The 22,200-nt window shown below is 65.8% G+C and carries 21 protein-coding genes and 1 pseudogene; 10 read left to right on the forward strand and 12 right to left on the reverse strand.

The genetic code is table 11. The features are described from left to right. Positions 1–6 precede the first annotated feature (6 nt). Positions 7–1,491, reverse strand: a complete 1,485-nt coding sequence (locus FO044_RS14845) for a CCA tRNA nucleotidyltransferase (protein WP_143965940.1) — start codon at positions 1,489–1,491, stop codon at positions 7–9. 87 nt (positions 1,492–1,578) lie between these two features. On the opposite strand from FO044_RS14845, the gene FO044_RS14850 reads away from it, so the two are divergent. From FO044_RS14850 to FO044_RS14870, 5 genes are all read left to right on the forward strand, one after another. Then, the gene (locus FO044_RS14850; RefSeq protein WP_132992609.1) at positions 1,579–2,547 is read left to right on the forward strand and encodes an NUDIX hydrolase; all 969 of its coding nucleotides are present in this window, start codon (positions 1,579–1,581) and stop codon (positions 2,545–2,547) included. A 4-nt stretch (positions 2,548–2,551) separates the two neighbouring features. After that, a complete protein-coding gene (locus FO044_RS14855; RefSeq protein ID WP_235831377.1) occupies positions 2,552–5,116 on the forward strand; it encodes a DUF6049 family protein in 2,565 nt (854 codons plus the stop codon). Next, on the forward strand, positions 5,100–8,687 hold the full coding sequence (locus FO044_RS14860) for a murein biosynthesis integral membrane protein MurJ (RefSeq protein WP_132992611.1): 3,588 nt from the start codon (positions 5,100–5,102) through the stop codon (positions 8,685–8,687). Before FO044_RS14855 ends, FO044_RS14860 begins: the two co-directional genes overlap by 17 nt. Continuing rightward, on the forward strand, positions 8,684–9,289 hold the full coding sequence (locus FO044_RS14865) for a DNA-3-methyladenine glycosylase I (RefSeq protein WP_132992612.1): 606 nt from the start codon (positions 8,684–8,686) through the stop codon (positions 9,287–9,289). The genes FO044_RS14860 and FO044_RS14865 overlap by 4 nt, the downstream gene beginning before the upstream one ends. Before the next feature lie 67 nt (positions 9,290–9,356). After that, positions 9,357–10,052 (forward strand): TetR/AcrR family transcriptional regulator, encoded by a 696-nt coding sequence (locus FO044_RS14870; RefSeq protein WP_132992613.1) that lies wholly within the window; start codon positions 9,357–9,359, stop codon positions 10,050–10,052. A 4-nt stretch (positions 10,053–10,056) separates the two neighbouring features. Here the strand turns inward: FO044_RS14870 and FO044_RS14875 are convergent, their stop codons facing one another. Then, on the reverse strand, positions 10,057–10,371 hold the full coding sequence (locus FO044_RS14875; RefSeq protein WP_132992614.1) for a hypothetical protein: 315 nt from the start codon (positions 10,369–10,371) through the stop codon (positions 10,057–10,059). 305 nt (positions 10,372–10,676) lie between these two features. Here FO044_RS14875 and sigM point away from each other — a divergent pair, with 305 nt between their 5' ends. Further along, a complete protein-coding gene (gene sigM, locus FO044_RS14880; RefSeq protein ID WP_132992615.1) occupies positions 10,677–11,237 on the forward strand; it encodes an RNA polymerase sigma factor SigM in 561 nt (186 codons plus the stop codon). A gap of 1 nt (position 11,238) precedes the next feature. On the opposite strand, the gene FO044_RS14885 is transcribed toward sigM, so the two are convergent. After that, on the reverse strand, positions 11,239–11,994 hold the full coding sequence (locus FO044_RS14885; RefSeq protein ID WP_412917609.1) for a lytic transglycosylase domain-containing protein: 756 nt from the start codon (positions 11,992–11,994) through the stop codon (positions 11,239–11,241). A gap of 389 nt (positions 11,995–12,383) precedes the next feature. On the opposite strand from FO044_RS14885, the gene FO044_RS14890 reads away from it, so the two are divergent. The 4 genes and pseudogenes from FO044_RS14890 (at position 12,384) to FO044_RS14905 (ending at position 15,376) form a co-directional block, all read left to right on the forward strand. After that, a complete protein-coding gene (locus FO044_RS14890) occupies positions 12,384–12,665 on the forward strand; it encodes a hypothetical protein (protein ID WP_132992617.1) in 282 nt (93 codons plus the stop codon). A gap of 84 nt (positions 12,666–12,749) precedes the next feature. After that, positions 12,750–13,721, forward strand: coding sequence for a thioredoxin-disulfide reductase (gene trxB / locus FO044_RS14895; protein WP_132992618.1), 972 nt, complete (start codon positions 12,750–12,752; stop codon positions 13,719–13,721). 33 nt (positions 13,722–13,754) lie between these two features. Continuing rightward, positions 13,755–14,093 (forward strand): annotated as a pseudogene (trxA, locus tag FO044_RS14900) (thioredoxin); the annotation flags it as partial. 137 nt (positions 14,094–14,230) lie between these two features. Further along, positions 14,231–15,376 (forward strand): N-acetylmuramoyl-L-alanine amidase, encoded by a 1,146-nt coding sequence (locus FO044_RS14905; protein WP_132992620.1) that lies wholly within the window; start codon positions 14,231–14,233, stop codon positions 15,374–15,376. Positions 15,377–15,489: 113 nt separating this feature from the next. On the opposite strand, the gene FO044_RS14910 is transcribed toward FO044_RS14905, so the two are convergent. The 9 genes from FO044_RS14910 to rpmH all read right to left on the reverse strand — a co-directional run bounded on the left by FO044_RS14910 (position 15,490) and on the right by rpmH (position 22,093). Then, entirely contained in the window at positions 15,490–16,203 is a 714-nt protein-coding gene (locus tag FO044_RS14910; protein ID WP_132992621.1) for a hypothetical protein, read from the reverse strand. Between the two features lie 94 nt (positions 16,204–16,297). Further along, a complete protein-coding gene (locus FO044_RS14915; protein WP_132992622.1) occupies positions 16,298–17,386 on the reverse strand; it encodes a ParB/RepB/Spo0J family partition protein in 1,089 nt (362 codons plus the stop codon). After that, positions 17,383–18,351 carry a ParA family protein gene (locus FO044_RS14920; RefSeq protein ID WP_132992623.1) on the reverse strand — a complete coding sequence of 323 codons (969 nt, stop codon included), beginning with the start codon at positions 18,349–18,351 and terminating at the stop codon, positions 17,383–17,385. Before FO044_RS14920 ends, FO044_RS14915 begins: the two co-directional genes overlap by 4 nt. Before the next feature lie 61 nt (positions 18,352–18,412). Continuing rightward, the gene (gene rsmG / locus FO044_RS14925; protein ID WP_235831378.1) at positions 18,413–19,132 is read right to left on the reverse strand and encodes a 16S rRNA (guanine(527)-N(7))-methyltransferase RsmG; all 720 of its coding nucleotides are present in this window, start codon (positions 19,130–19,132) and stop codon (positions 18,413–18,415) included. A gap of 235 nt (positions 19,133–19,367) precedes the next feature. Further along, entirely contained in the window at positions 19,368–19,898 is a 531-nt protein-coding gene (locus FO044_RS14930; protein ID WP_132992625.1) for a Jag family protein, read from the reverse strand. Between the two features lie 59 nt (positions 19,899–19,957). After that, complete coding sequence (gene yidC / locus FO044_RS14935) at positions 19,958–21,166, reverse strand: membrane protein insertase YidC (protein WP_132992626.1); 1,209 nt, start codon at positions 21,164–21,166, stop codon at positions 19,958–19,960. A 3-nt stretch (positions 21,167–21,169) separates the two neighbouring features. Further along, entirely contained in the window at positions 21,170–21,520 is a 351-nt protein-coding gene (yidD, locus tag FO044_RS14940) for a membrane protein insertion efficiency factor YidD (protein ID WP_235831458.1), read from the reverse strand. Beyond that, positions 21,499–21,921: a ribonuclease P protein component gene (rnpA, locus tag FO044_RS14945; RefSeq protein ID WP_132992628.1), complete on the reverse strand. Its 423-nt coding sequence runs from the start codon at positions 21,919–21,921 to the stop codon at positions 21,499–21,501. The genes yidD and rnpA overlap by 22 nt, the downstream gene beginning before the upstream one ends. A 28-nt stretch (positions 21,922–21,949) precedes the next feature. After that, positions 21,950–22,093, reverse strand: coding sequence for a 50S ribosomal protein L34 (gene rpmH / locus FO044_RS14950; RefSeq protein ID WP_006337454.1), 144 nt, complete (start codon positions 22,091–22,093; stop codon positions 21,950–21,952). Positions 22,094–22,200: the final 107 nt, after the last annotated feature.

Here is a 22,200-nt window from a genome sequence, read left to right on the forward strand (position 1 = left end):
CGCTCCTCACGAGGTGGAGCCGGAACGCTCCGCCCACCACTTCTTCAACGCAGCCTCGGCCTCGTCGCGGGACAGGGGACCGGAGTCCAGGCGCAGTTCCTTCAGGTGGCGCCAGGCCTCACCGACGAGCGGACCCGGCGGGAGGTCGAGGAGATTCATGATGGCGTTGCCGTCCAGATCAGGACGAACGCGGTCGAGGTCCTCCGCCTCCTTGAGGACGGCGATCCGATGCTCCAGGTCGTCGTACGTCTCCTGCAGTTTGCGGGCGCGGCGGCGATTGCGCGTCGTGCAGTCCGCGCGCACCAGCTTGTGGAGCCGGTCGAGCAGCGGCCCCGCATCGGTCACGTAGCGGCGCACCGCCGAGTCGGTCCACCTGCCATCACCGTATCCGTGGAAGCGCAGGTGCAGGAAGACCAGTTGCGACACATCGTCGACGACGGCCTTCGGGTACTTCAGCGCCCGCATCCGCTTGCGCACCATCTTCGCGCCCACCACCTCGTGGTGATGGAAGCTGACACCGCCGCCGTCCTCGTGGCGGCGCGTCGCGGGCTTGCCGATGTCGTGCAGCAACGCGGCCCACCGCAGTACGACGTCGGGATCACCGGTCTCCAGATCGATCGCCTGCCGGAGCACGGTCAGCGAATGCTGGTAGACGTCCTTGTGCTGGTGATGCTCGTCGATCGTCAGCTTCATGCCGGGGATCTCGGGCAGCACCCGCTCTGCGAGACCGGTCTCCACCAGGAGGTCGACGCATTCCAGCGGATGCTCGCCGCAGATCATCTTGTCCAGTTCGACGCGAATCCGTTCCGCGGTGATCCGGTCGATCTGGGCGGCCATGTCGCGCGTGGCCGCCAGCACCCGATCGGTCAGACCGAAGCCCAGCTGGGACACGAACCGGACACCGCGCAGCATGCGCAGCGGATCGTCGTTGAACGAGTTCTCCGGAGCGGCCGGGGTATCGATCACTCCGGCCAGCAGGTCGGTGATGCCGTCCAACGGGTCGCAGAACTCCTGCTCGCCGTCGGCAAGCAAGCGCACCGCCATCGCATTGACCCGGAAGTCCCGGCGAATGAGGTCGCCGTCGAGGGTGTCGCCGAAGGTGACGACCGGATTCCGGCTCACCTGGTCGTACATGTCCGATCGGAAGGTGGTGATTTCCACCATGTGCTCACCGAACTGTGCGCTGAGGGTCCCGAAGTCGATGCCTGTGTCCCAGACGTTGTCGGCCCACCCTTTCAGGATCTGGGCGATCACGTCGGGCCGGGCGTCGGTGGTGAAGTCGAGATCGTTGCCCAGACGCCCGAGCACTGCGTCCCGTACCGAACCGCCGACCAGGTACAACTCGTGACCGCGGTCGGCGAACCTCGAAGCCAGCGGAGTCAGTACATCGCTCAATGAGCGAAGAGTCACGGCGGCCGACGCCAGCAGCCGGGTGCGGCGTTCGGCGCGAGCCCCGTCGCTCGTGCGGCTCCCCTGCGCGCTGTCGGTCATGGGATGAGAGCCTACCGACTGCGACATAGGGCCCGCCCCATCAGCCTGTTGGGCTAACAGACGGTAACGAGCGGCTAGCATCGGAGTGTGTCCGCCGAACCATCGCTGCACCATACGGACGTCGCCTCCGACGCTCCGGCAACAGGTGACGGCGCAGGACCGGCGAAGAACTCGGGAAACCCGCAAAGCGCGCGCAGCCGACGCAACCGTCGCGGCCGGCGGCGACGGGGTCGTCGGTCCGGCCGGCCCACCGAGACCAAGCGCAGCGATAGCACTGCGGAACCGGCCCAGGCGAAGACCGGCACCGACCAGGCGCCCAAACCGTCCGATCTAGCGGCACGCAAGCAGCGCGCCCCGGGAAACACGTCCAACTCGCCGGCTTCCATGCCGCGCAACCGTCGTCGCGGCAACCGTCGCACCGGTGAGCCCGACCAGGCGCCGAAGCTGCGGACTGTCCGGGAGACATCGGCGGGCGGTCTCGTGCTCTCCGATATCGAGGCCCCGTTCGACGACCTCTCAGCAGCTCTCATCGGCCGCGTCGATCGCCGCGGACGCACCATGTGGTCCCTCCCGAAGGGGCACATCGAGACGGGGGAGACCGCCGAGCAGACCGCGATGCGCGAGGTCGAGGAGGAGACCGGCATCGAGGGCACCATCATCGCGCCCCTCGGGAAGATCGATTACTGGTTCGTCAGCGAAGGCCGGCGCATCCACAAGACGGTGCACCACTACCTGCTGCGCTTCACCGGAGGCGAATTGTCCGATGAGGACTACGAAGTCAGCGAAGTGGCGTGGGTGCCGTTGACGGAACTGCCCCGCCGGCTCACGTACTCTGACGAACGACGTCTCGCGCGGACGGCAGAATCGGTGATCGCCGATCTGCGCAGTGACCCGAGTCGGTTGGCACAGTCGGAGGCCAGCTGCGTCCGCACCGAACCGAACGATTATGAGAAAGCCGCAGCCGCCCGCAATCAGCGCCGAAACGAGCCGCCGCCCCCGGTCAAGCCCCGGCGGCGCAGGAGGCGACCGCGGCGACCGGCGACCGGTGACAGCTGACCGCATGGGTCGCGGCGCACGGCTGTCCGCGCTGCTGACCGCGGTGGTCCTCGCATTCGGATTCATCCTCGCGTTCGCGAGCATCGAGCCGTCGAGCGCGTCGGCGGCCCCCGGAAACGGACCAGAGACCGGTTACGCCTCCGTCTCGCTGACGGATGTCACCCCGTCGACCGTCACCAGCTCCACCGGCCGCACGGTGACGGTGAAGGGCCGGGTCACCAATACCTTCGACCGGCCGATTCACGACGTCATCGCCCGCTTGCAGCGCGGATCAGCGGTATCGTCCACCGACCTTCGGACCTCGCTCGCCCAGGACTCCTCCGCGTACGGCGTGAGCACCCCGTTCCAGAAGGTCACCGACCGACTCGGCGCAGGCGAGTCCGCCGAGTTCACTCTCCGGGTCCCGCTGTCGGGCAGCGGACTCGAGGTCGATCAGGCAGGCGTCTACCCACTGCTCGTCAACGTCAACGGCACCCCCGAGTACGGCGGGCAGGCGCTCATCGGCGATTCGCACACCATGCTGCCGGTCCTGTCACTGCCATCCGATCGCGGGCGCGCCCGCAACTGGGTCGATCCGGCCACCGGCCAGGACCCCGTCCCGCTGCTCGGGCGAGACGGATCGGTTGCCGCCAACAACAGGCGGCCTGCCCGTTACACCTTCCTCTGGCCGCTCGCCGCACCTCCGCAGCAAGCGGGGGGTATCCTCGGCGGAAATACCGCCGACCTGCGTCTTCTCAACGATCAGATGGCGAAGTCGCTCAGTTCCGACGGTCGTCTCGGCTCGTCCCTGGAGGCACTCGAGACGGTGGCGGGCATCGACGAGTCCGGCGACCCCGACCGCGAACAGTCCGCGGCCCAGCGCCACGTGCGCGAAGCGATGTGCATCGCCGTCGACCCCAACCTGCTGCACACCGCGCAGAGCATGGCCGACGGCTACGTGATCACCGAGGACCCGGCCGACCCGGACGCGGACACGCGCGAGGGGAACGGCTCGGAGACCGCCGCGCGCTGGCTGCAGCGCCTGTCGCACGTCGCCTCCACCATGTGCGTCACCGCGCTTCCCTACGCGCAGGCCGGACTCGACTCCCTGCAGAGCATCGGCGACGAGGATCTGAACAAGTCGGCCATCGACGGTGCCTACGACGTCGTCGATCAGACGCTCGGCGTCACATCCGTCCGCGGCCTCACGGTTCCGGCGGTCGGGGCCCTCAGCGAGCGCGGTCGCACGCTGCTCGAAGGCGTAGAACGTTCCAGTGCCGCGGCGGTCGTCTCCACCTCCGTCGAGCCGTCGCCCGGTCGGCCCTCGGCATCCTCGCGTCTCGGGCGCTACGAATCCGGCGGATTTCCGCTGCAGACCTACGACCCGGGCGTGAGTGCCGCCCTCGGCGGCATGGGCGGCCAGCCCGCGGTCCCGACGTACGTGCCCGCATGGCAGCGTCCCGACCTGGCAGACGAATCGGCGGCCAGTCGACGGCAGACGGCTGCGGCGAGCCTCGCGTTCCCGATGCTCGACGTTCCGCCCCCGTCGACGGGCGACCGCTCCGCTGCCGACGACCAGGACTCGGTGACCGGTCGCAGCGCCTTCGTCGTCCCGCCCACCTACTGGTCACCGACTCCCGCGGATGCGCACGCCATCCTCGGCACGTCCGCCCTCATGGTGGCCTCCGGCGTCGCCGACCCGGTATCGCTCAAGGACGTCATAGGCGAACTCCCGCGAGCGTCGGGCGACGCGGAGCTGACCGTTCCCGGAGACGTCGACAAGCTCGCCGCGACCGGATACCCGCTGTCGTCCAAGCACCTCTTCGACGTGCGGCGCGACGTACGGCTCATCGGTTCGCTCCAGGACTCGTTCCGATCCGGTCCCGACCTGCCGTTCACGCCGCGCCAGTACCTCTGGCCCCTGCGCGGCGACATCCTCCGTGCGATCTCGGCGCCGTCGACCACCGATCTCACGGTGTACCGGACCGAACGTCCGCAGCGGCTCGCCGCAGTGGAGCAGACGTTGAGTCACATGCAGCAGTCGGTGTCGCTCCTCGACCCCGGGGGCCGGTACACGCTGGCCTCCGAACGCAGCCCGCTGCTGCTGGTGGTGCGCAACGAGCTCGCGCTCCCCATCAAGGTCCGTCTCGACATCACCGCGCCCGATGCGATCAGCGTCGGCGATATGGGAGTCGTCGAGATCCCCCGCCAGGGCACCCGTCAGCTGCAGCTCCCCACTCAAGCGTCGAGCTCCGAGCCGGCAACCGTCCGGATCGCACTGGTGACCGACAACGACGTCCCGCTGAGCAGCCCCGTCGATCTGTCCATCTACGCGAACGCGTACGGAAAGCCGTTGTTCTACATCACCATCGGCGCAGCGGTGATACTGGTCCTGTTGACGGCGCGACGCCTGTGGCACCGGTTCCGGGGCGAACCGGACAGGGCCGACGAGGACCGACCCGAGGCAGACGAGCGCGAACGCGAACTCGCCTCGGCCGGATACCAGCAGCGCAAGGCGGCCGAACGCGTCAGCGACGTTGACGAGCACGGGGACTCGGATGAGGGAGGCGTGGATGACGACCGAGCGTGAACAGGTGGAGAAGCCGTCCGACGAGAGCATCATGCGGACCGGCGGATCCATCGCGATCGCCACGCTGACCAGCCGGATCACCGGATTCGTTCGCACCGTCCTGGTGCTGGCAATGCTGGGTCCCGCAATCGCATCGGCCTTCCAGGCCGCGTACGTCCTGCCCGGCATGGTCGCCGAGGTGCTGCTCGGCGCGGTGCTCACCGCGATCGTGATCCCGGTGCTGGTACGCGCCGAATCGGAGGACGGCGACGGCGGCGCCGACTTCATCAACCGCATCTTCACGCTCACCGTCGTCATTCTGGGGGCGGCGACTGTCGTCGTCGTCATCGCGGCGCCGCTGCTCACCATGCTCAACGTCGGCGACGGCGAGGTGAACCGCGGTCTCGCCACGGCGCTCGCGTATCTGCTGCTCCCGGAAGTCATCTTCTACGGACTATCTGCCCTGTTCATCGCGATCCTGAACATGAAGGGCGTGTTCAAACCCGGTGCGTGGGCGCCGGTCATGAACAACATCGTTCAGATCACGACGCTCGTCCTGTACTTCGTGATGCCCGGTGAGATCACCCTCAACCCGATCCGGATGTCCGACCCCAAGCTGCTGGTGCTCGGTATCGGCACCACGCTCGGCGTGGTGATGCAGGCGGCGATCCTGATCCCGTATCTGAAGAAGGCCGGCGTCCAGCTGCAGTTGCAGTGGGGGATCGACGACCGCCTGCGCCAGTTCGGCGGCATGGCCGTCGCCATCATCACCTACGTGCTGATCCTGCAGGTGGGCTTGGTGATCACCTACCGCATCGCCGCCCATGCGAGCGCGGCCGGCATCTCCGCCTACGCGACGCACTGGCAGCTGCTCCAGCTCCCGTACGGCGTCCTGGGCGTGACGATCCTCACCGCGATCATGCCGCGACTGTCGCGCAACGCCGCCGCCGAGGACACCGCGGCCGTCGTCGAGGACATGTCACTGGCCACCCGCCTCACGATGCTGTCTCTGGTTCCGGTCGTCGCGTTCATGACCTTCTTCGGTCCCGCGATCGGCATCGCCATCTTCAACTTCGGCAAGTTCGACGCCGAGACCGCATCGCAGCTCGGTTCGGTGCTCGCATGGGGTGCTTTCACCCTCATCCCGTACGCGATGACTCTGGTCCAGCTCCGCGTGTTCTACGCACGCGAGGACGCCTGGACTCCGACGGCCATGGTCCTGGGCATCACCGCCGTCAAGGTCGGCTCGTCCTACCTGGGACCGGTTCTGTTCGACGATCCCGAACTCGTGGTCCGCTGGCTGTCGCTCTCCAACGGGCTCGGCTACCTGGTGGGTGCCATCGTCGGGCACATTCTGCTGAAGAAGGCACTCGGGGGCGCCAAGCTCAACGAAGTCGCACGGACGTCGCTGATCACCTTCGGCGTGTCCCTCATGGTCGCGCTCGCGGTCTGGCTCGTCGCCGAGATGACCGGCTTGGCGCGGATGTCGACGAACGCCGGGAAGATCGGTTCGGTCGTCTATCTGGGGATCACCGCGATCGTCGTGCTGGGTGTCACCTACTTCCTGCTGACCGCGCTCAAACTGCCCGACATGGTGTCCATCAGTCGCGCCGCCATGCGGCTGATCGCCCGATTCATCCCGTCGCTCGCCCCCGCTCCGATCCCGGAGGACGACGACGAGGACCCACGGACGATGACCGTCCAGATGCCGAGGATCTCGGGTGACGAATCGTTCCCGTACGCTGGACAAGTAGACGTCCGACGACGCTTCGACCGGGGAACAGCCACCTGGCAGGAGTACTCGGCGTACTCCGGGGGTGCGGCAGGCGAGACCACCGTCATCCCCGTCGTGCGTCCGGGTCGTCCAGTGCCTCCCCCGCATCGACGCCGTCCCGGGCCGTCGCATGCCGCCCAGTCGTCTTCACCGCAGCGTCCCCGAGGAGTACCGCCCATGACCAACGACGGCAAGGCCGACCGCCGGCCGTCGAACGATCCGACCCGTGCGGCGGCCGCGACGCCGGTCGCGCACCAGCGCGGGCCGCGTCTCGTTCCGGGGGCCGCAGTGGCGGGCGGCCGTTACCGCCTGCTCGAGCCGCAGGGCGGCACGCACGGCCTGGCTTTCTGGCGTGCCAAGGACACCGGTCTCGATCGCGAGGTCGGACTCACCTTCGTCGATCCCGACCAGAAGGCGCCGGCCCCCACCGACCAGGGCGCTCCGCCGGAGGGACCGCAGGCGATCCTGCACCGCACACGCCGCCTCGGACAGCTGCACACAGCCGGCGTGGCACGCGTGCTCGACGTCGTGCGCCACGCCTCCGGCGGCATCGTGGTCACCGAATGGGTCAACGGATCGACCCTGGCGGAGGTGGCGAAGACCTCGCCGTCCGCGACAGGCGCCGCACGCGCCGTCCGGGCTCTCGCGGCGGGTGCCGAGGCCGCGCACCGCGCAGGCGGCGTCCTGTCCATCGATCACCCGGACCGGATCCGCATCAGCACCGATGGCGACGCCGTGCTCGCCTTCCCGGCGATCATGCCGGGCGACGACCGGACGTCGGACGTCCGAGGACTCGGCGCGGTCCTGTACGCACTCCTCCTGAACCGGTGGACCCTCGATGGGCAGACCGGCAAGAAGGTGATCACGTCGGCCACCGCAGACCAGACCGTCGGCGGGATGCGCAGCGCACAGCCCGATCCGAAGAATCCCGCCCAGCCGATATCGCCACTCGATGTGCAGCCCGGGATCCCGTTCGAGATCTCGGCGGTAGCGACGCGAGCCCTGCAGGGCGACCACGGTATCCGCACCGCCGGGACCGTTCAGCACGTCCTCGATCAGGCGACGGTCGTCGACCTGAACACCGACATGCTGCCGCGCGTCGAGAACCGCGGCGCCCCTGTCTCCGTCGCGCCGATCAGCCGAACCCGGAAGGAACGGCTGCTCGGTGAGGGCGAGGCAGGAAAGCGGAACGGTGCCCTGCTCTGGGGAGCCGGTCTGTTCGTGCTGTTCGTGATCATCGCGATCATCGTGGCGGCGACCAACATGTTCGGCTCCGACGACAGTGCCGGAGACTTCGACACATTCCTGCCGCAGGAGTCCTCGAGCGCCCCCGCGCAGCCGGAGGCACCCGGAAAACCGGAACCGTCGGCACCGCCGCCTGCCGAGCCCATCGAGGCCCGCGGCGTCGCCCTGTTCGACGTGTCGGGGCAGCCGGCCGAATCGTCCCCGAACCTCGAGCACCTCCTGACCGGGGAATCGCCTGCCTGGCGGACCGACAGCTACCAGGGCTCTCCCGACTTCGCCGGACTCAAGGACGGATTGGGGCTCATGTTCCGCCTGAAGTCCCCGGGAACGGTCAAGTCGGTGACCATCGAGACGCCCACGACCGGCTTCGACGTCGAGCTGCGCACGGCGACCGAACGTCCGCGGAGTCTCGACGCAACGAAGCAGGTCGGCGGCGGGACCGTAGGGGACCGCAAGACCACCCTGGATGTGGAATCACCTGGCAAGGCCTCCTACTTCATCGTCTGGCTCACCTCGCTTCCGCAGGGACCCGGCGGATTCCAGGCGACGATAGACCGCGTCATCCTGCGATGACCGACCTTCCCGACGGTGCGGTCCTCTGCGACGACGGCCTCGTGCGGACGGTATGGGGCGCAGCGCCCGGGATGATGCGGGACTACTACGACACCGAGTGGGGCCTGCCCGTCTCGGGCGAGAGCGCCCACTTCGAACGCCTCAGCCTCGAAGGCTTCCAGGCCGGACTGTCGTGGGCGACGATCCTGCGCAAGCGGCCCGCGTTCCGGGAGGTTTTCCACGGGTTCGACGCCGATGCCGTCGCTCGCTTCACCGGCGCCGACGTCGAGCGTCTCCTCGATGACGCTCGAATCGTGCGCAACCGCGCCAAGATCGAGGCCACCATCACCAACGCGCAGGCGACGATCGCAATGCGTGATGAGGGCGGTCTCGAGACGTTCCTGTGGTCCTTTCAACCCGAGGACACGCCCAGACCCTCGACGATCGCCGACGTGCCGACCACCTCTCCTGAATCGAAGGCGCTATCGAAGGCGTTGCGTAAGAAGGGCTTCCGGTTCGTAGGTCCGACAACGACGTACGCTCTCATGGAAGCGCTGGGAATCGTCGACACGCATGTGATGGCGTCGTACCGCCGAGGCAGTTCGGGCGTCTGGCCAAGCTGATATCCACCTGGTCACGACGTGGCGAATCGAGCCGGGCGGGTACGCCGGTCGCTTACGATTGACCGCAATGAGAAACGATTCTGGCGGTCGGGTGTACGGCGGATTGTCGGCTCATGACCGGCAGGAGCAACGCCGGACGTCGTTGATCGCCGCGGGACTCGAGCTCTTCGGCACCGTCGGCTACCTGAACGCGTCGGTCAAGCGAGTCTGCGACGAAGCCGGTCTCACTCAGCGCTACTTCTACGAGTCCTTTCCCGACCGCGCCGCGCTGCTCGGTGCCGTGTATCAGCACTGCGTCGACACCGCGCGAACCGCAACGCTCACCGCAGCTGCCACGGTCTTCGACGACGTCGGTGTCGGCGGGGGACCGGTACCGACCGAACTGGTGCCCGATCTGGCGGAGACCGCCCTCGGCGGATGCATCCACTGCCTCGCTCATGACCGGAGGCTCGCCCGCATCATCACGATCGAGGTCGTCGGGGTGAGCCCGGAGCTCGAGAAGCTGCGTCTGGACGCGACCCACAAGTGGGCCGAGCTCCTTCTCGGCTTCGCGACCGGAGACGGTCCCGCGACCGCCGAGCAGCGCCTGGCGGCCATCGGACTGATCGGTGCGCTGACCCAGCTCCTCGTCGATTGGCAGACGGCGACCACCGACCCCATCGGGCCCGACGCCGGGCCGGATCTCTTTCAGATCGACGCGATCCACCACGTGATGACCGAGGTCTTCACCGCGACGTTCCAGCGCGTTATCGCACCTGGCTGAGCCGTCAGTTCGTCAGCTTCGGCCGGACCGTGTCGATCACGTTCTGGAGATCGGCGACGACGAACAGCCACTCCGATCCGTCGCCCAGCGTGATGCAGAGCCGATCGCGCTTGCCACCGCTCAACAACTTGCCGGTGCCCGGTGCCCGGCCGACTCCGGCCACGAACTTCAGCGACACGGAGAACCGGACACCGTGTGCGCGTTTGGATTTCGGCTCGAACACAACATGTGTCTTGGTGAGCTGGAGCTCGCCGGGAACGGCGATCCGATCCATGGACCGTGCGGCCTTCCAGCGAGCCAGCGGCTGCTCGTCATTCATGGGTCGAGGATATCGCGGTGGGCCCCGGCGCCCCGCTGCGCCGTTGGACAGCCCCTGCGCGGGCAGCGCGACACTTCCGGCGACTCGGCCTCACCATGAGCCGAAGGGGACACTGCAGCAGTCGCGATACGACGTGTCGGCACCGTCCGACGTGATCGAGCACCGTGGGATTCCGGGCAGCCGTTGCCCACTTCGTTGTGCAATCGATCCACAGATCTCTCTGCGGACCGGCTCGTTCCGATCTAGTTATCCACAAGAAGCCGGAAATCCCCCGAACCGGACGTACCTCCGCCTACATTCTTCCCATGCACCGGGGGATCACTGACTGCCGCAGCGACGCGGAACTGTTGCACGACCACGCAGATGGAGAATCCACTGCGTTCGCCGAACTGTTCACCCGACATCGCAGCAAGCTATGGGCGGTGGCCCTCCGCACGACCGGTAACCAGGAGGACGCTGCCGACGCACTTCAGGAAGCCCTCATCTCCATCCATAAGATGGCGAGCCGATTCCGTTCTGACGCAACTGTTTCCAGCTGGATGCATCGGATCGTCTTCAATGCGAGCCTCGACCGACTGCGCCGGAACAAGCACCACCAGTGCATGCCGCTTCTCGACCACGACGACGCCGTCATCGACCCTCGCGATCGGACCGGGTCCATCGACCTGTCGTTATCGATCGGCCGCGCGCTCGACGTCCTACCGCCCGAGCAACGGGCAGTCATCGTGCTGGTCGATGTGTACGGCCACAGCGTGTGCGAGGCTGCCGCGACGCTCGGTATCCCGATCGGAACGGTGAAGAGCAGGTGCTACCGAGGCCGCAAGAAGCTGGCACTCGTGCTCGGTCATCTGCGCGAGGACGACTGACTCAGTAGCTACGGGCGAAGCCGGTCACCTTGCTGACGTAGTCCATCGAGTTGTTGTACCGAAGCACCGCCTGCGTCTCGCCGCTGCCGTCCTTCATGTCCAGGCCTTCGTCGCACAGGTACCGCGCGGTGGTCAACGCCGCATCGAAGACGTTCTGGGGATCTGTCTTCTCGTCCCCGTTGCCGTCTGCGCCGTAGTGCTTCCAGGTGGACGGCAGGAACTGCATCGGACCGACAGCACGATCGTACGCGGCGTTCCCATCGAGCTTGCCGCCATCGGTGTCGGAGATGACCTGGTTGCCCGCGAGAGACCCATTGAGAACAGGGCCGTAGATGGGCGTCCGAAGTTCGCCGTCCGCATCCACGTCGCCGAAGTTGGCGTGGTGCGACTCGACCTTGCCGATGCCGGCGATCAGCTTCCAACCCATACGGCAGGTGGGATCGGTTCGTGCCATGGTCGTCTCGGCGGCCCGGTACGCCTTGAAGTTCGTCTTCGGGACCTCACCCGAGGTCACCGAAGCCGGAAAGACGGTCACCGACGTCGATTCTTTCCGAACCGACTTCTGCGTCTCTGCCGGCGCCTTCGCCACAGGTTTCTCCGCGACGTGCTCGACATCTGCGGCGAGCACCGGCTCCGGGCTCGCCACGTGCCCGGTAGAGCTCGACGACGCACCCGCGAGTACTCCGGCGACCGGTATCAGCCCGGCGACGACAAGTGCCGCGGACTTGGTCCGTCTGCGATTCGGATGCATGTAGATAAACCTCGGGCTATCGGGGGTGGGGCAGCAGTGCGCTCGAAAGTCCGCCACACGGGGCGACTAGAGGGCTTTCCGCCCGTACCTGATCGAGGACTGCGAACGAACGTACATCAATCCGTGTCGATTCCGTTATCATGTCGTTACCGATGGGCCATTCCGGGGTGTTCGATCCACGATCCACCGCAGGTCAGCCCACGGATGTCGGCACCAGTGTGAGTTGAACCACGATGCCCCAGGTCAGATGCATTCCTGGTGTGTGTCGAACGACGATCGGCCGTCGATCGGAGGGCGCGAATCGCCCGAAGAGCGGACATCGGAACCGGCCCGAAGCGCGCAACGTCTAACTAAAGTAGAAACGGAACGGGTCAGATGGGAGGGCACAGATTCCGATGGACTACACAGACGCCGGGGCGCGTCGCAGCGCGCTGCCGGAGCCGCCCTTCTCCATCGACCTGCTTGCAGCTCTGCACGCTGGAGCCCTGGAGGAGGACGTCGCCGACCACGTCCGGCGCTTGAGCGCAGGAGACGACAGGGCCCAGCAGATCATCGCCGGACTGGATGCGACCACCGCAGACCTCGACGCCCTCGGCGACCAGGACGAATCGATGCCGAACGACGTCGAAGCGCGCCTGCGCGCCACGATCGACGACCTCGCATCCGACGCAGACTGACCTCCGGGAACATCAGCCCATATCCTGGTGTTGGACTCTGAGCCCGCGCAGAATGCGAGCTCGTAGATGCGACACGGAGGATAGATGAGCGACACCGATACCCCGATCCACGACCTGATCATCGTCGGATCCGGTCCCGCCGGATACACCGCCGCTTTGTACGCGGCCCGCGCGGAACTGTCGCCTGTCGTCTTCGAAGGCATCTCCTTCGGGGGCGCGCTGATGACCACCACCGACGTGGAGAACTTTCCGGGATTCCAGAAGGGGATTCAGGGACCGGACCTCATGGACGAGATGCGCGAGCAGGCCATCCGCTTCGGTGCCGACCTCCGCATGGAAGAGGTCGACGAGATCCGTCTCACCGGGGACATCAAAGAGGTCGAGGTCGGTGGGGAAGTGCACCGCGCTCGCGCCGTCATCCTCGCGATGGGCGCCGCAGCCCGCTACCTGAACGTTCCGGGCGAGCAGGAGCTCCTCGGACGCGGCGTCTCGTCGTGCGCCACATGCGACGGCTTCTTCTTCAAGGAGCAGGACATCGCCGTCATCGGCGGTGGCGATTCGGCGATGGAGGAAGCCACCTTCCTCACCAAGTTCGCTCGTAAGGTCACCGTGATTCACCGCCGGGACGAGTTCCGGTCGTCGAAGATCATGCTCGAACGCGCACGCGCGAACGAGAAGATCGAATTCGTCACCAACGCCACCGTGTCGGCCGTGAAGGGCGACAACTCCGTCGCCGAACTCGAACTCACCGACACCGTGACCGGTGATACGAGCGTCCTCGACGCGACCGGCATGTTCGTCGCGATCGGCCATGACCCGCGCAGCGGACTCGTGAGCGGACAGGTCGACCTGGACGACGACGGTTACGTGAAGGTCGACGGGCGCAGCACCTACACGAACATCCCCGGCGTCTTCGCGTGCGGCGACCTCGTCGATCGCACCTACCGCCAGGCCGTCACGGCCGCCGGAAGCGGCTGCTCGGCCGCAATCGACGCCGAGCGTTGGCTCGCCGACCAGACGGTCGCCGTCCCCGACGCGGAGTCGTCCATCGCCTGACCGGAACTCCGGCATGCAGACCCCCACCCAGCAAGGAGCAACACCATGGCCAACACAGTCGACGTCACCGACGCCACCTTCAAGTCCGACGTTCTAGAGTCGAGCAAGCCCGTCTTGGTCGATTTCTGGGCCACCTGGTGCGGCCCCTGCAAGATGGTCGCACCCGTCCTCGACGAGATCGCACGCGATAACGGCGAGAAGCTCACCGTCGCCAAGGTCGACGTCGATGCCAATCCGGCGATCGCCCGTGATTTCCAGATCATGTCGATCCCGACCATGATCCTGTTCGAGAACGGCAAGCCCACGAAGACCATTCAGGGAGCCAAGCCCAAAGCCGTTCTGCTCCGGGAGCTGGAACCCGTCATCGGTTGACGTGACGGTTAGGTCGCGATACCGCTCTTCATTTGTGGGCATCGCCGACCACCTGAGAGAATGAATCGGTGCAGTGACGGCCGTCGATCTGCGCGATCGGCGGCCGTCACCCTTATGCGAGAGAGTGGGGTTCTCCAATGCCGGTATTGCGTCTGGGCGACCACGGGTCACCGGTTGCGGAAGTCAGGGCCATCCTGGCAACCCGCGGCCTGCTCCCGGCAACGCCCGCCGCGGCACCCGGTGACGAGCAGAGTCCCTGGTCGCCACCGGAAGCTGTCTTCGACGACGCCTGCGACCGGGCAGTCCGGGCCTTCCAGCAGGAGCGCGGCCTCATCGTCGACGGGATCGTCGGCCACGCCACGTACACCGCACTGCGCGAGGCCTCGTACACGCTCGGCAGCCGAGTGCTTCTCTACCGTCTCTCCGCACCCATGGCCGGCGACGACGTCGCCACGCTTCAGTCCCGTCTGCAGAATCTCGGCTTCTACCACGGTCTCGTCGACGGAGTGTTCGGCGACGTGACGCACACGTCGGTCGGTCTGTACCAAACCGAGTTCGGCCTCTCGTCGGATGGGATCTGCGGTCCCGACACTCTGCGATCGCTGACCCGCCTCGGTACCCGGATCACCGGGGGATCCCCGCATGCCATCCGGGAGGAGGAGCACGTCCGTCGCTCCGGTCCTCAGCTCACCGGCAAGCGGATCCTGATCGATCCCGGTGCGAACACCGACGCCGACGCCGCGATTCTCTGGGACCTCGGTGCACGCCTCGAAGGCCGGATGGCCGCCGCAGGCATGGAGACCTTCCTCTCGCACGACGGAAAGTCCGCGCCCGCTGACGACGAACGTGCCCGCGTCGCCAATCTCGCGGACGTCGATCTGATGATCTCACTGCGCACCGGCGAGTACCCGAACGATCGCGCCGAGGGTGTCGCCACCTTCTACTTCGGCAACACGCACGGCTCGTTCTCGACCATCGGTCGCTACCTCTCGAGCTACATTCAGCGAGAGCTCGTTGCACGGACCGATTTCCTCGATTGCCGCTCACACGAGCGCACGTGGAGCATCCTTCGCCTGACCCGGATGCCGGTGGTCCTCATCGAGGCGGGCTACATCACGAACCCGCACGACTCGGCGATCCTCTCGGATCCCCAAGAGCGGGACACGATCGCCGAAGCAATCCTCGTCGCCGTGAAGCGGCTGTACCTGCTGGGCGAGAACGACCGACCGACCGGTACGTACACTTTCGCCGATCTCCTTGCGGCTGAGCGCATCACGCCTTAGCGCTAGTAGGTGAGCGACCCAGTTCGCAGCACTCACTGTTTCCCGTGAAACAACGATGCGGCCCGACTTCACGTCGGGCCGCATACTTGTCTCCGCCTTCTCGTCGCCGGCACCTAACGCGCGGACGCACCACTGGACTCCAACTCCGCGGTGGCCTCCTGCACCAACTTGTCCAGCGCACGCTCCACTTCGGACTTCCACCCGAGCCCCTCGTCGAGCTCGAGCCGCAAGCGCGGTAAGAACTGATCGGATGCAACCACTTCGAACCCGGAATCAACGAGGAACTGCGTCGACATCAGACACTTCTGACACACGTCCGCCGGAGAACCGTCGCCGAGCAGCAAGCCCACGAGATCCTGCTCGAGGGGCTCGCGTGCACCGCTGAAGCCGAACGCCTCCACCGCCCGCACACCACGGCGCACGACGTCACCGATCACCGCATCGAGCAGCGACACGGCGATCGGCTCGAACCCCGGCTCCACCCGAACCCTCGTCAATAGCACCGCATCCGCTGCAACCGGAGCAGTAGGGAAGCGGTGCGCCCGCGGAACTCGACCCGGTGGGGCGTAGAAGGCGGACCCGACGACGCGGCCCGTCGATGACTCGATCGCGACCTGCCCGCACGTACCCCATTCGAGGAGTACTCCGGAGATCCATGCCTCCTTATCGAACTCGCTCTCATTGGAGGATCCCGACCTAGCGTCGATCATCGCCCCGAAGCCGTCGCCGTTGTCATCACGGTCCATCTCCCAGAACACGCATCGACGAGTGTGCGACGGAAGCGTTTCGAACATGCCCAACTCCAAGGGCGTCACCGACACGCTCATCGCCGCTCCAATCCGCCGTGAAAGTAAGATGTCACAGTGACGTTTCGCGTCTGTGCACCCGTACCAGGTGCGCACAACGCCGTAAATCGGACATTTACTCGGTGGTCGTATTCTCGGCGATCATGGTGACAATCCGCTCCAGATCGTCCACCGAGCCGAACTCGATGACCACTTTTCCCTTCCGCTTACTCAGGCTGACGGACACTTTCGTGTCCAATCGGTCGGACAGTCGATCCGCCACGTCCTGGAGACCGGGCATCTGCATCTGCTGACGCTTGCGAGTAGGGGTAGCCGTATCCGGCTCGCCGTCCCGGTTGGCGAGGGTCACCGCTTCCTCCGTCGCACGGACCGACATGCCCTCAGCCACGATCCGCGCGGCAAGCGATTCCTGACCTTCTGAACCGGTCTCCAATGACAGGAGGGCGCGAGCGTGACCGGCCGACAGCACACCCGCCGCAACCCGACGCTGAACCGGAATCGGCAACCGCAGCAGACGGATCATGTTCGTGATCACCGGCCGCGACCGACCGAGTCGATTCGCCAGTTCCTCATGTGTCACGTCGAACTCGTCGAGCAACTGCTGATAAGCGGCCGCCTCTTCCAACGGATTCAGCTGGGCGCGGTGGATGTTCTCCAAGAGCGCATCCCGGAGCATGTCGCCGTCCGGAGTCTCACGGACGATAGCGGGCAGCGCGTCGACGCCCACATTCGTGCCGGCACGCCACCGGCGCTCACCCATGATGAGCTGATATCGGACTCCGTCAGCGGTGGGGGATGACAGCTCCCGGACCACGATCGGCTGCATGAGACCGAACTCGCGGATCGAATGCTCGAGCTCCGCAAGCGCGTCCTCGTCGAAGACGGAGCGCGGCTGATGCGGGTTCGGCTCGATCTGAGCCGGGGGGATCTCCCGGTAGACAGCACCGACTTCGCCGACGTCCGGCACCGCATCCGACGCGGTCTCCGTCTTTCGTGCGTCGTCTCCGGAAGCCTGCTCGACTGACGTACCACTGTCACGAGAAGGCGCCGTCACGGCCGGAGCTCCGCCGCCGATGACGACGTCGGCTGCAGCCGATCCCATTCGGGTGGTATTGGTTCCGTGGTTCTCCTCCGTCGGTCCCGTCGGAATCAATGCGGCCAGCCCTCGGCCGAGCCCACCCCGTCGCTGATTCTGCTGGCTCACTGTGCCAGGCCCCCTTCGATCGATGCCCGCTGTGCGAGTTCACGCGAGGCGTCCAGGTAACTCATTGATCCACGTGAACCCGGATCGTATTCGATGATCGTCATCCCGAATCCGGGCGCTTCAGACACCTTGACGCTTCGCGGGATTATCGCTGAGAGCACCTTGTCGCCGAAGTGGTTGCGCACCTCGTTGGCTACCTGATCGGCCAGCTTGGTGCGTCCGTCGTACATCGTCAGCAAGATGGTCGAGACGTGCAGATCTCGGTTCAAGTGCGCCTGGACCAGTTCAATGTTGCGGAGCAGCTGCCCGACACCTTCCAGTGCGTAGTACTCGCACTGGATCGGGATCAGAACTTCACGAGCGGCGACCATCGCGTTCACCGTCAGCAGTCCGAGCGACGGCGGGCAGTCGATCAGAACGTAGTCGATCCCGTACTCGGCGAGCGTTGCCGAGTCCAAGGCGTTCCGGAGGCGGCTCTCACGCGCCACGATCGACACCAACTCGATCTCAGCACCGGCGAGGTCGAGTGTCGACGGGACACAGAACAGGTGATCGCTTGCCGGCGACTGCTGGATCGCATCTCGCAAGGCGACATCATCGAGCAGCATCTCGTACACCGACGCGATTCCCGGCTGCCGATGATCGATGCCGAGTGCCGTACTCGCGTTGCCCTGCGGATCGAGGTCGATGACCAGAACGCCGAGCCCGTGGATGGCGAGACCGGCTGCCATGTTGACGGCCGAAGTGGTCTTGCCGACGCCGCCCTTCTGGTTGGCGATGGTGATGACCCGCGGCTCTGCCGGGCGGGGGAGTGTGCCCGTTCCGCCTGGAGTCAGGACCTGACTCGCACGTTCTGCTGCGGCCGCGATGGGAGTGTCGGCGTACGGCTGCGGGGCGGGAACCGAGTTGACGGCGGGCTGGGCGGGCTGCGTTTCACGTGAAACGCTGGGCTGATATTCGGGCACCCCGGAGCTCCTTTGATCGTTGTCTCTATTGTGCGCCCTGCGTCGAAATGAAACCAATCCTCTATCGCTTCCTCTTGGCACGGCGGGCAGCTCTGCGCGCAGCTGCCGCATCCTTGTCCGTCTGCACCCGGGATCCGATCAACAGCGTGGTCGGCTCGTCCAGAACATCCCCACCGCACTGAGTGACGGTCAGGTCGACGAGCCCCGCCTTCTTCACGGCAGTCCGGTCGCGTTCGATCTCCTCCGCGACCGATCTTCCCTTCAACGCGACCAGTCGTCCACCGACTCGAATCAGGGGAGCGGACCAATCAGCGAGTCGCTCCAGTGGTGCGACCGCACGCGACGTCACCACATCCGCCGTACCGACTTTCGCCAGAACCGCCTTCTCCTCCGCACGACCGCGCACCACGGTTACGTTATTCAGTCCGAGCCGCTCGACGATCTCATCGAGGAATGTCGTGCGCCTCAGCAATGGCTCGATCAACGTGATGTCGATGTCGGGGCGTGCCACAGCGAGGGGGATGCCCGGTAGGCCGGCACCGCTACCGATGTCGAAGACAGACGATCCGTCTTCGATAACCTCGCCAAGCACCCCGCAATTGAGAATGTGGCGGGTCCACAGTCGCGATAATTCACTCGGTCCGATCAAGCCTCGAAGGACGCCCTCCTCGGTCAGCACCCGTGCGTACTCCGCCGCGAGGCCGACGCGATCCCCGAACACCCGCGTCGCTGACGCCGGCATCGGTTCGCACTCGGCCGACGCCGAACGGTCTTCACTCATCAAGTTCCTCATCCTCGTTCGGTGTTCCACGTGAAACGTCGATGGAATCGCTGTCTGTGTTTCACGTGAAACTCGTTGGATCCCGATGGACGCCTACTCGCGGCCTCACGCCGGCTCCCCTTCGCACGTTCCACGTGAAACATCGCAAATGACAACGGTGTCATTCTCTACCTTGAAACGAGAGAAGTCCCGACCGGGTAGGTCGGGACTTCTCAGGTGAGCCAGGGGAGGGGAGTCACTCCTTGATGACGACCACCCGCCGCTTGGGCTCAGCGCCTTCGCTCTCACTGTAGACACCGTCGACAGCAGCCACCGCGTCATGCACGATCTTGCGTTCGAAGGGGGTCATCGGGTCGAGCGACTCGCGCTCTCCACTGTCACGCACGCGCTCCGCGACCTCGGTTCCGACGCCGGCGAGCCGATCGCGGCGATCGGCACGCCAGCTACTGACATCGAGCATCAGCCGGCTGCGGTCACCCGTCGACTGCTGCACCGCGAGGCGGGTCAACTCCTGCAGTGCGTCCAGGACCTCGCCATCGCGCCCGACCAGCTTGTTGAGATCCTTGCCGCCGTCGATGCTGACAACGGCGCGGTCGCCATCCACGTCCAGATCGATGTCACCGTCGAAATCGAGTACATCGAGCAACTGCTCGAGGTAGTCACCCGCGATCTCGCCTTCCTCGACGAGGTGATCGTCTTCGTCATCCACGGTGTCGGCGGCGACTTCTTCGGGTTCGACCGGTGCCTGTGCAGCTTCACCTGTCATTTGATTCGTACCTCTATCTTCTGGGGAGTCTGGTGTCGGGGGAGGGGAGGAGGCCGCCGTCACCGCCGACCCTTCTTCTTCTTGTTCCGCTTGTTGCCGGCCTGCTTCGCGCCACCAGGCTTATTGGGACGCTGCCCGGGGGAAGGCTTCTTCTTCGGGGGAGAGCTCGTAGCCGACGCCGCACTCTGCTGGGAACCAGCCGACTTCGCCGCACCACCGCGCTTCGTGGAAGTCGCCGCCTTCCCGCCTGTCGACACATCCGCAGCGGATTCCGACTCGTCGATCTCGGCCTCGTCGGAGTCGACTTCTCCGTCGACGACCGACACCGCACCGCGCTTGGTCTTGTCCGGCCGCGCACCCGGCTTCGGAGCGTTGGCGCGAAGACGTTCTTCCTTCTTCTCCTTCGCTTCTTCCTCTTCCTTGGCGATACGCCCGAACACGATGTGCTGCTGGCCGTACGTCCAGAGGTTATTGCTCACCCAGTACAGGAGGATGGCGACCGGGAAGAACGGACCGGTGACGAGGATGCCGAGCGGAAAGACGTACAGCGCCAGCTTGTTCATGATGCGCGTCTGCGGGTTCTCCAGCGACGCCGCGGGCTGACGCGCAACGGACGCACGCGAGTTCATGTGCGTCGCGATGGACGCGACGATCATCAACGGAACAACGAGGACCGCGATGTGCCACCGCTCGAAGTCCACGACTCCGTTCTGACTCGGGTCGAGGAACGCCTGGAACTCCTGGGCCGGCTGCGTCACGAACGACGACAGCGGAACACCGAAGAGGCGTGCGTCGAGGAAGTCCTGGACCTGCTCGGGACTGAACGCGTAGTTGCCGATCGAGCGAGTCTCTGCAACGGACAGGCCCTCCTGCCCCATCCCCGTACCCATCCGGTTGAACGAGCGGAGCACGTGGAACAGACCGATGAACACCGGAATCTGCATGAACATCGGCAGACAGCCGAGGAGGGGATTGAAGCCATGCTCCTTCTGGAGCTTCTGCATCTCCTCGGTCATCTTGACCCGGTCGTTGGCGTACTTCTTCCGGATCGCCTGCATCTGCGGATTGATTTCCTGCATCTGCTTGGTCGTCCGGATCTGCTTCACGAACGGCTTGTACAGAATCGCTCGGAGCGAGAAGACCAGGAAGACGACGGCCAGCGCCCACGCGATGCCCGAACCGCCGGGGGAGTCCGGCAGGATCTTGTCGAACAACCAGTGCCAGACCCACATGATCCAGGACACCGGGTAGTAGATGAAGTTGAGCACGGCTCACTGACCCCTATCTGAAGTTGGTGCGCAAGCACCGCTTTCCAAAGTCTTCTTTCGACCGAAACGGGCTGACATCCACTCCCGGGGGCCGATCTCCGGCACCGGGTCGTACCCGGGTTTGTGCCAGGGGCCGCACTTCAGGAGGCGCCATACCGAAAGCACCGATCCCCAGAGGAATCCGTGCGCGGTCAATGCCTCCACCGCATATCCGCTGCAGGTCGGTTCGAACCTGCAGGTCGGCATACGGGTGGGGGAGATCCACGTCCGGTACAGCTCCACGAGGAACACGACTGCACCACGCGGAAACCGGTACACGCGGTCGGCGAGACTCACTGAGCGCCTGCCGCTGATTCGGCTCGGGCGAACGCCGCCTGCGTCCTGCGATGAGCGAACCCGCTCCGCAGTTGTGCGGTGAGCTGAATCGTCGACCGCTTCGCTATCGAAGGATGCGCACGCAGTACGACGAAGGTCTCCGTATTCGGCAGATCGACGCGTGCCTCCTCGAACGCATGACGCAGCCGGCGAGCCACTGCGTGCCGGGTGACGGCGTTGCCCACCTTCTTGGAGACGATCAGACCGAGCCACGGACCACCGTTCATCGCTACATCAGGTCGGACACCGGAAGCATCCGGCCATGCGGTTGGAGTCGGCGCAAGATGAATCACCAGATCATGTGCCGAAACCCGCACACCTTTGGCAAGTGTGCGGGTGAAATCGGATCTCCGCGAGATCCGCCGTGTTTCGGCAGTCACCGATCGCTGCGATCGGATGAGGGCCGGATCAGGCGGTCAGCTTGGCGCGGCCCTTGGAACGACGGCCGTTCACGATGGCGCGGCCGGCGCGGGTACGCATGCGCAGGCGGAAGCCGTGCACACGTGCGCGACGACGGTTGTTCGGCTGGAAAGTACGCTTCCCCTTAGCCACTGGGTGCTCCTTGAGTCGATCTACAGGTGGTCCTCTGCCCGGCGGCGAACGTCGGTCTCATCCGATCGGATGACCAGCGTCCCGTGCTTGGGCGACCTTTCGAGAGT

The organism is Gordonia zhaorongruii, from assembly GCF_007559005.1.
Lineage (GTDB): Bacteria > Actinomycetota > Actinomycetes > Mycobacteriales > Mycobacteriaceae > Gordonia > Gordonia zhaorongruii.

Bases quoted from the DNA above. Each gene is read 5' to 3' on its own strand.
- FO044_RS14845 (WP_143965940.1), bottom strand. From the start codon at position 1,491: ATGACCGACAGCGCGCAGGGGAGCCGCACGAGCGACGGGGCTCGCGCC.
- FO044_RS14855 (WP_235831377.1), top strand. From the start codon at position 2,552: ATGGGTCGCGGCGCACGGCTGTCCGCGCTGCTGACCGCGGTGGTCCTC.
- FO044_RS14860 (WP_132992611.1), top strand. From the start codon at position 5,100: ATGACGACCGAGCGTGAACAGGTGGAGAAGCCGTCCGACGAGAGCATC.
- FO044_RS14865 (WP_132992612.1), top strand. From the start codon at position 8,684: ATGACCGACCTTCCCGACGGTGCGGTCCTCTGCGACGACGGCCTCGTG.
- FO044_RS14870 (WP_132992613.1), top strand. From the start codon at position 9,357: ATGAGAAACGATTCTGGCGGTCGGGTGTACGGCGGATTGTCGGCTCAT.
- FO044_RS14875 (WP_132992614.1), bottom strand. From the start codon at position 10,371: ATGAATGACGAGCAGCCGCTGGCTCGCTGGAAGGCCGCACGGTCCATG.
- sigM (WP_132992615.1), top strand. From the start codon at position 10,677: ATGCACCGGGGGATCACTGACTGCCGCAGCGACGCGGAACTGTTGCAC.
- FO044_RS14890 (WP_132992617.1), top strand. From the start codon at position 12,384: ATGGACTACACAGACGCCGGGGCGCGTCGCAGCGCGCTGCCGGAGCCG.
- trxB (WP_132992618.1), top strand. From the start codon at position 12,750: ATGAGCGACACCGATACCCCGATCCACGACCTGATCATCGTCGGATCC.
- FO044_RS14905 (WP_132992620.1), top strand. From the start codon at position 14,231: ATGCCGGTATTGCGTCTGGGCGACCACGGGTCACCGGTTGCGGAAGTC.
- FO044_RS14910 (WP_132992621.1), bottom strand. From the start codon at position 16,203: ATGAGCGTGTCGGTGACGCCCTTGGAGTTGGGCATGTTCGAAACGCTT.
- rsmG (WP_235831378.1), bottom strand. From the start codon at position 19,132: ATGAGTGAAGACCGTTCGGCGTCGGCCGAGTGCGAACCGATGCCGGCG.
- FO044_RS14930 (WP_132992625.1), bottom strand. From the start codon at position 19,898: ATGACAGGTGAAGCTGCACAGGCACCGGTCGAACCCGAAGAAGTCGCC.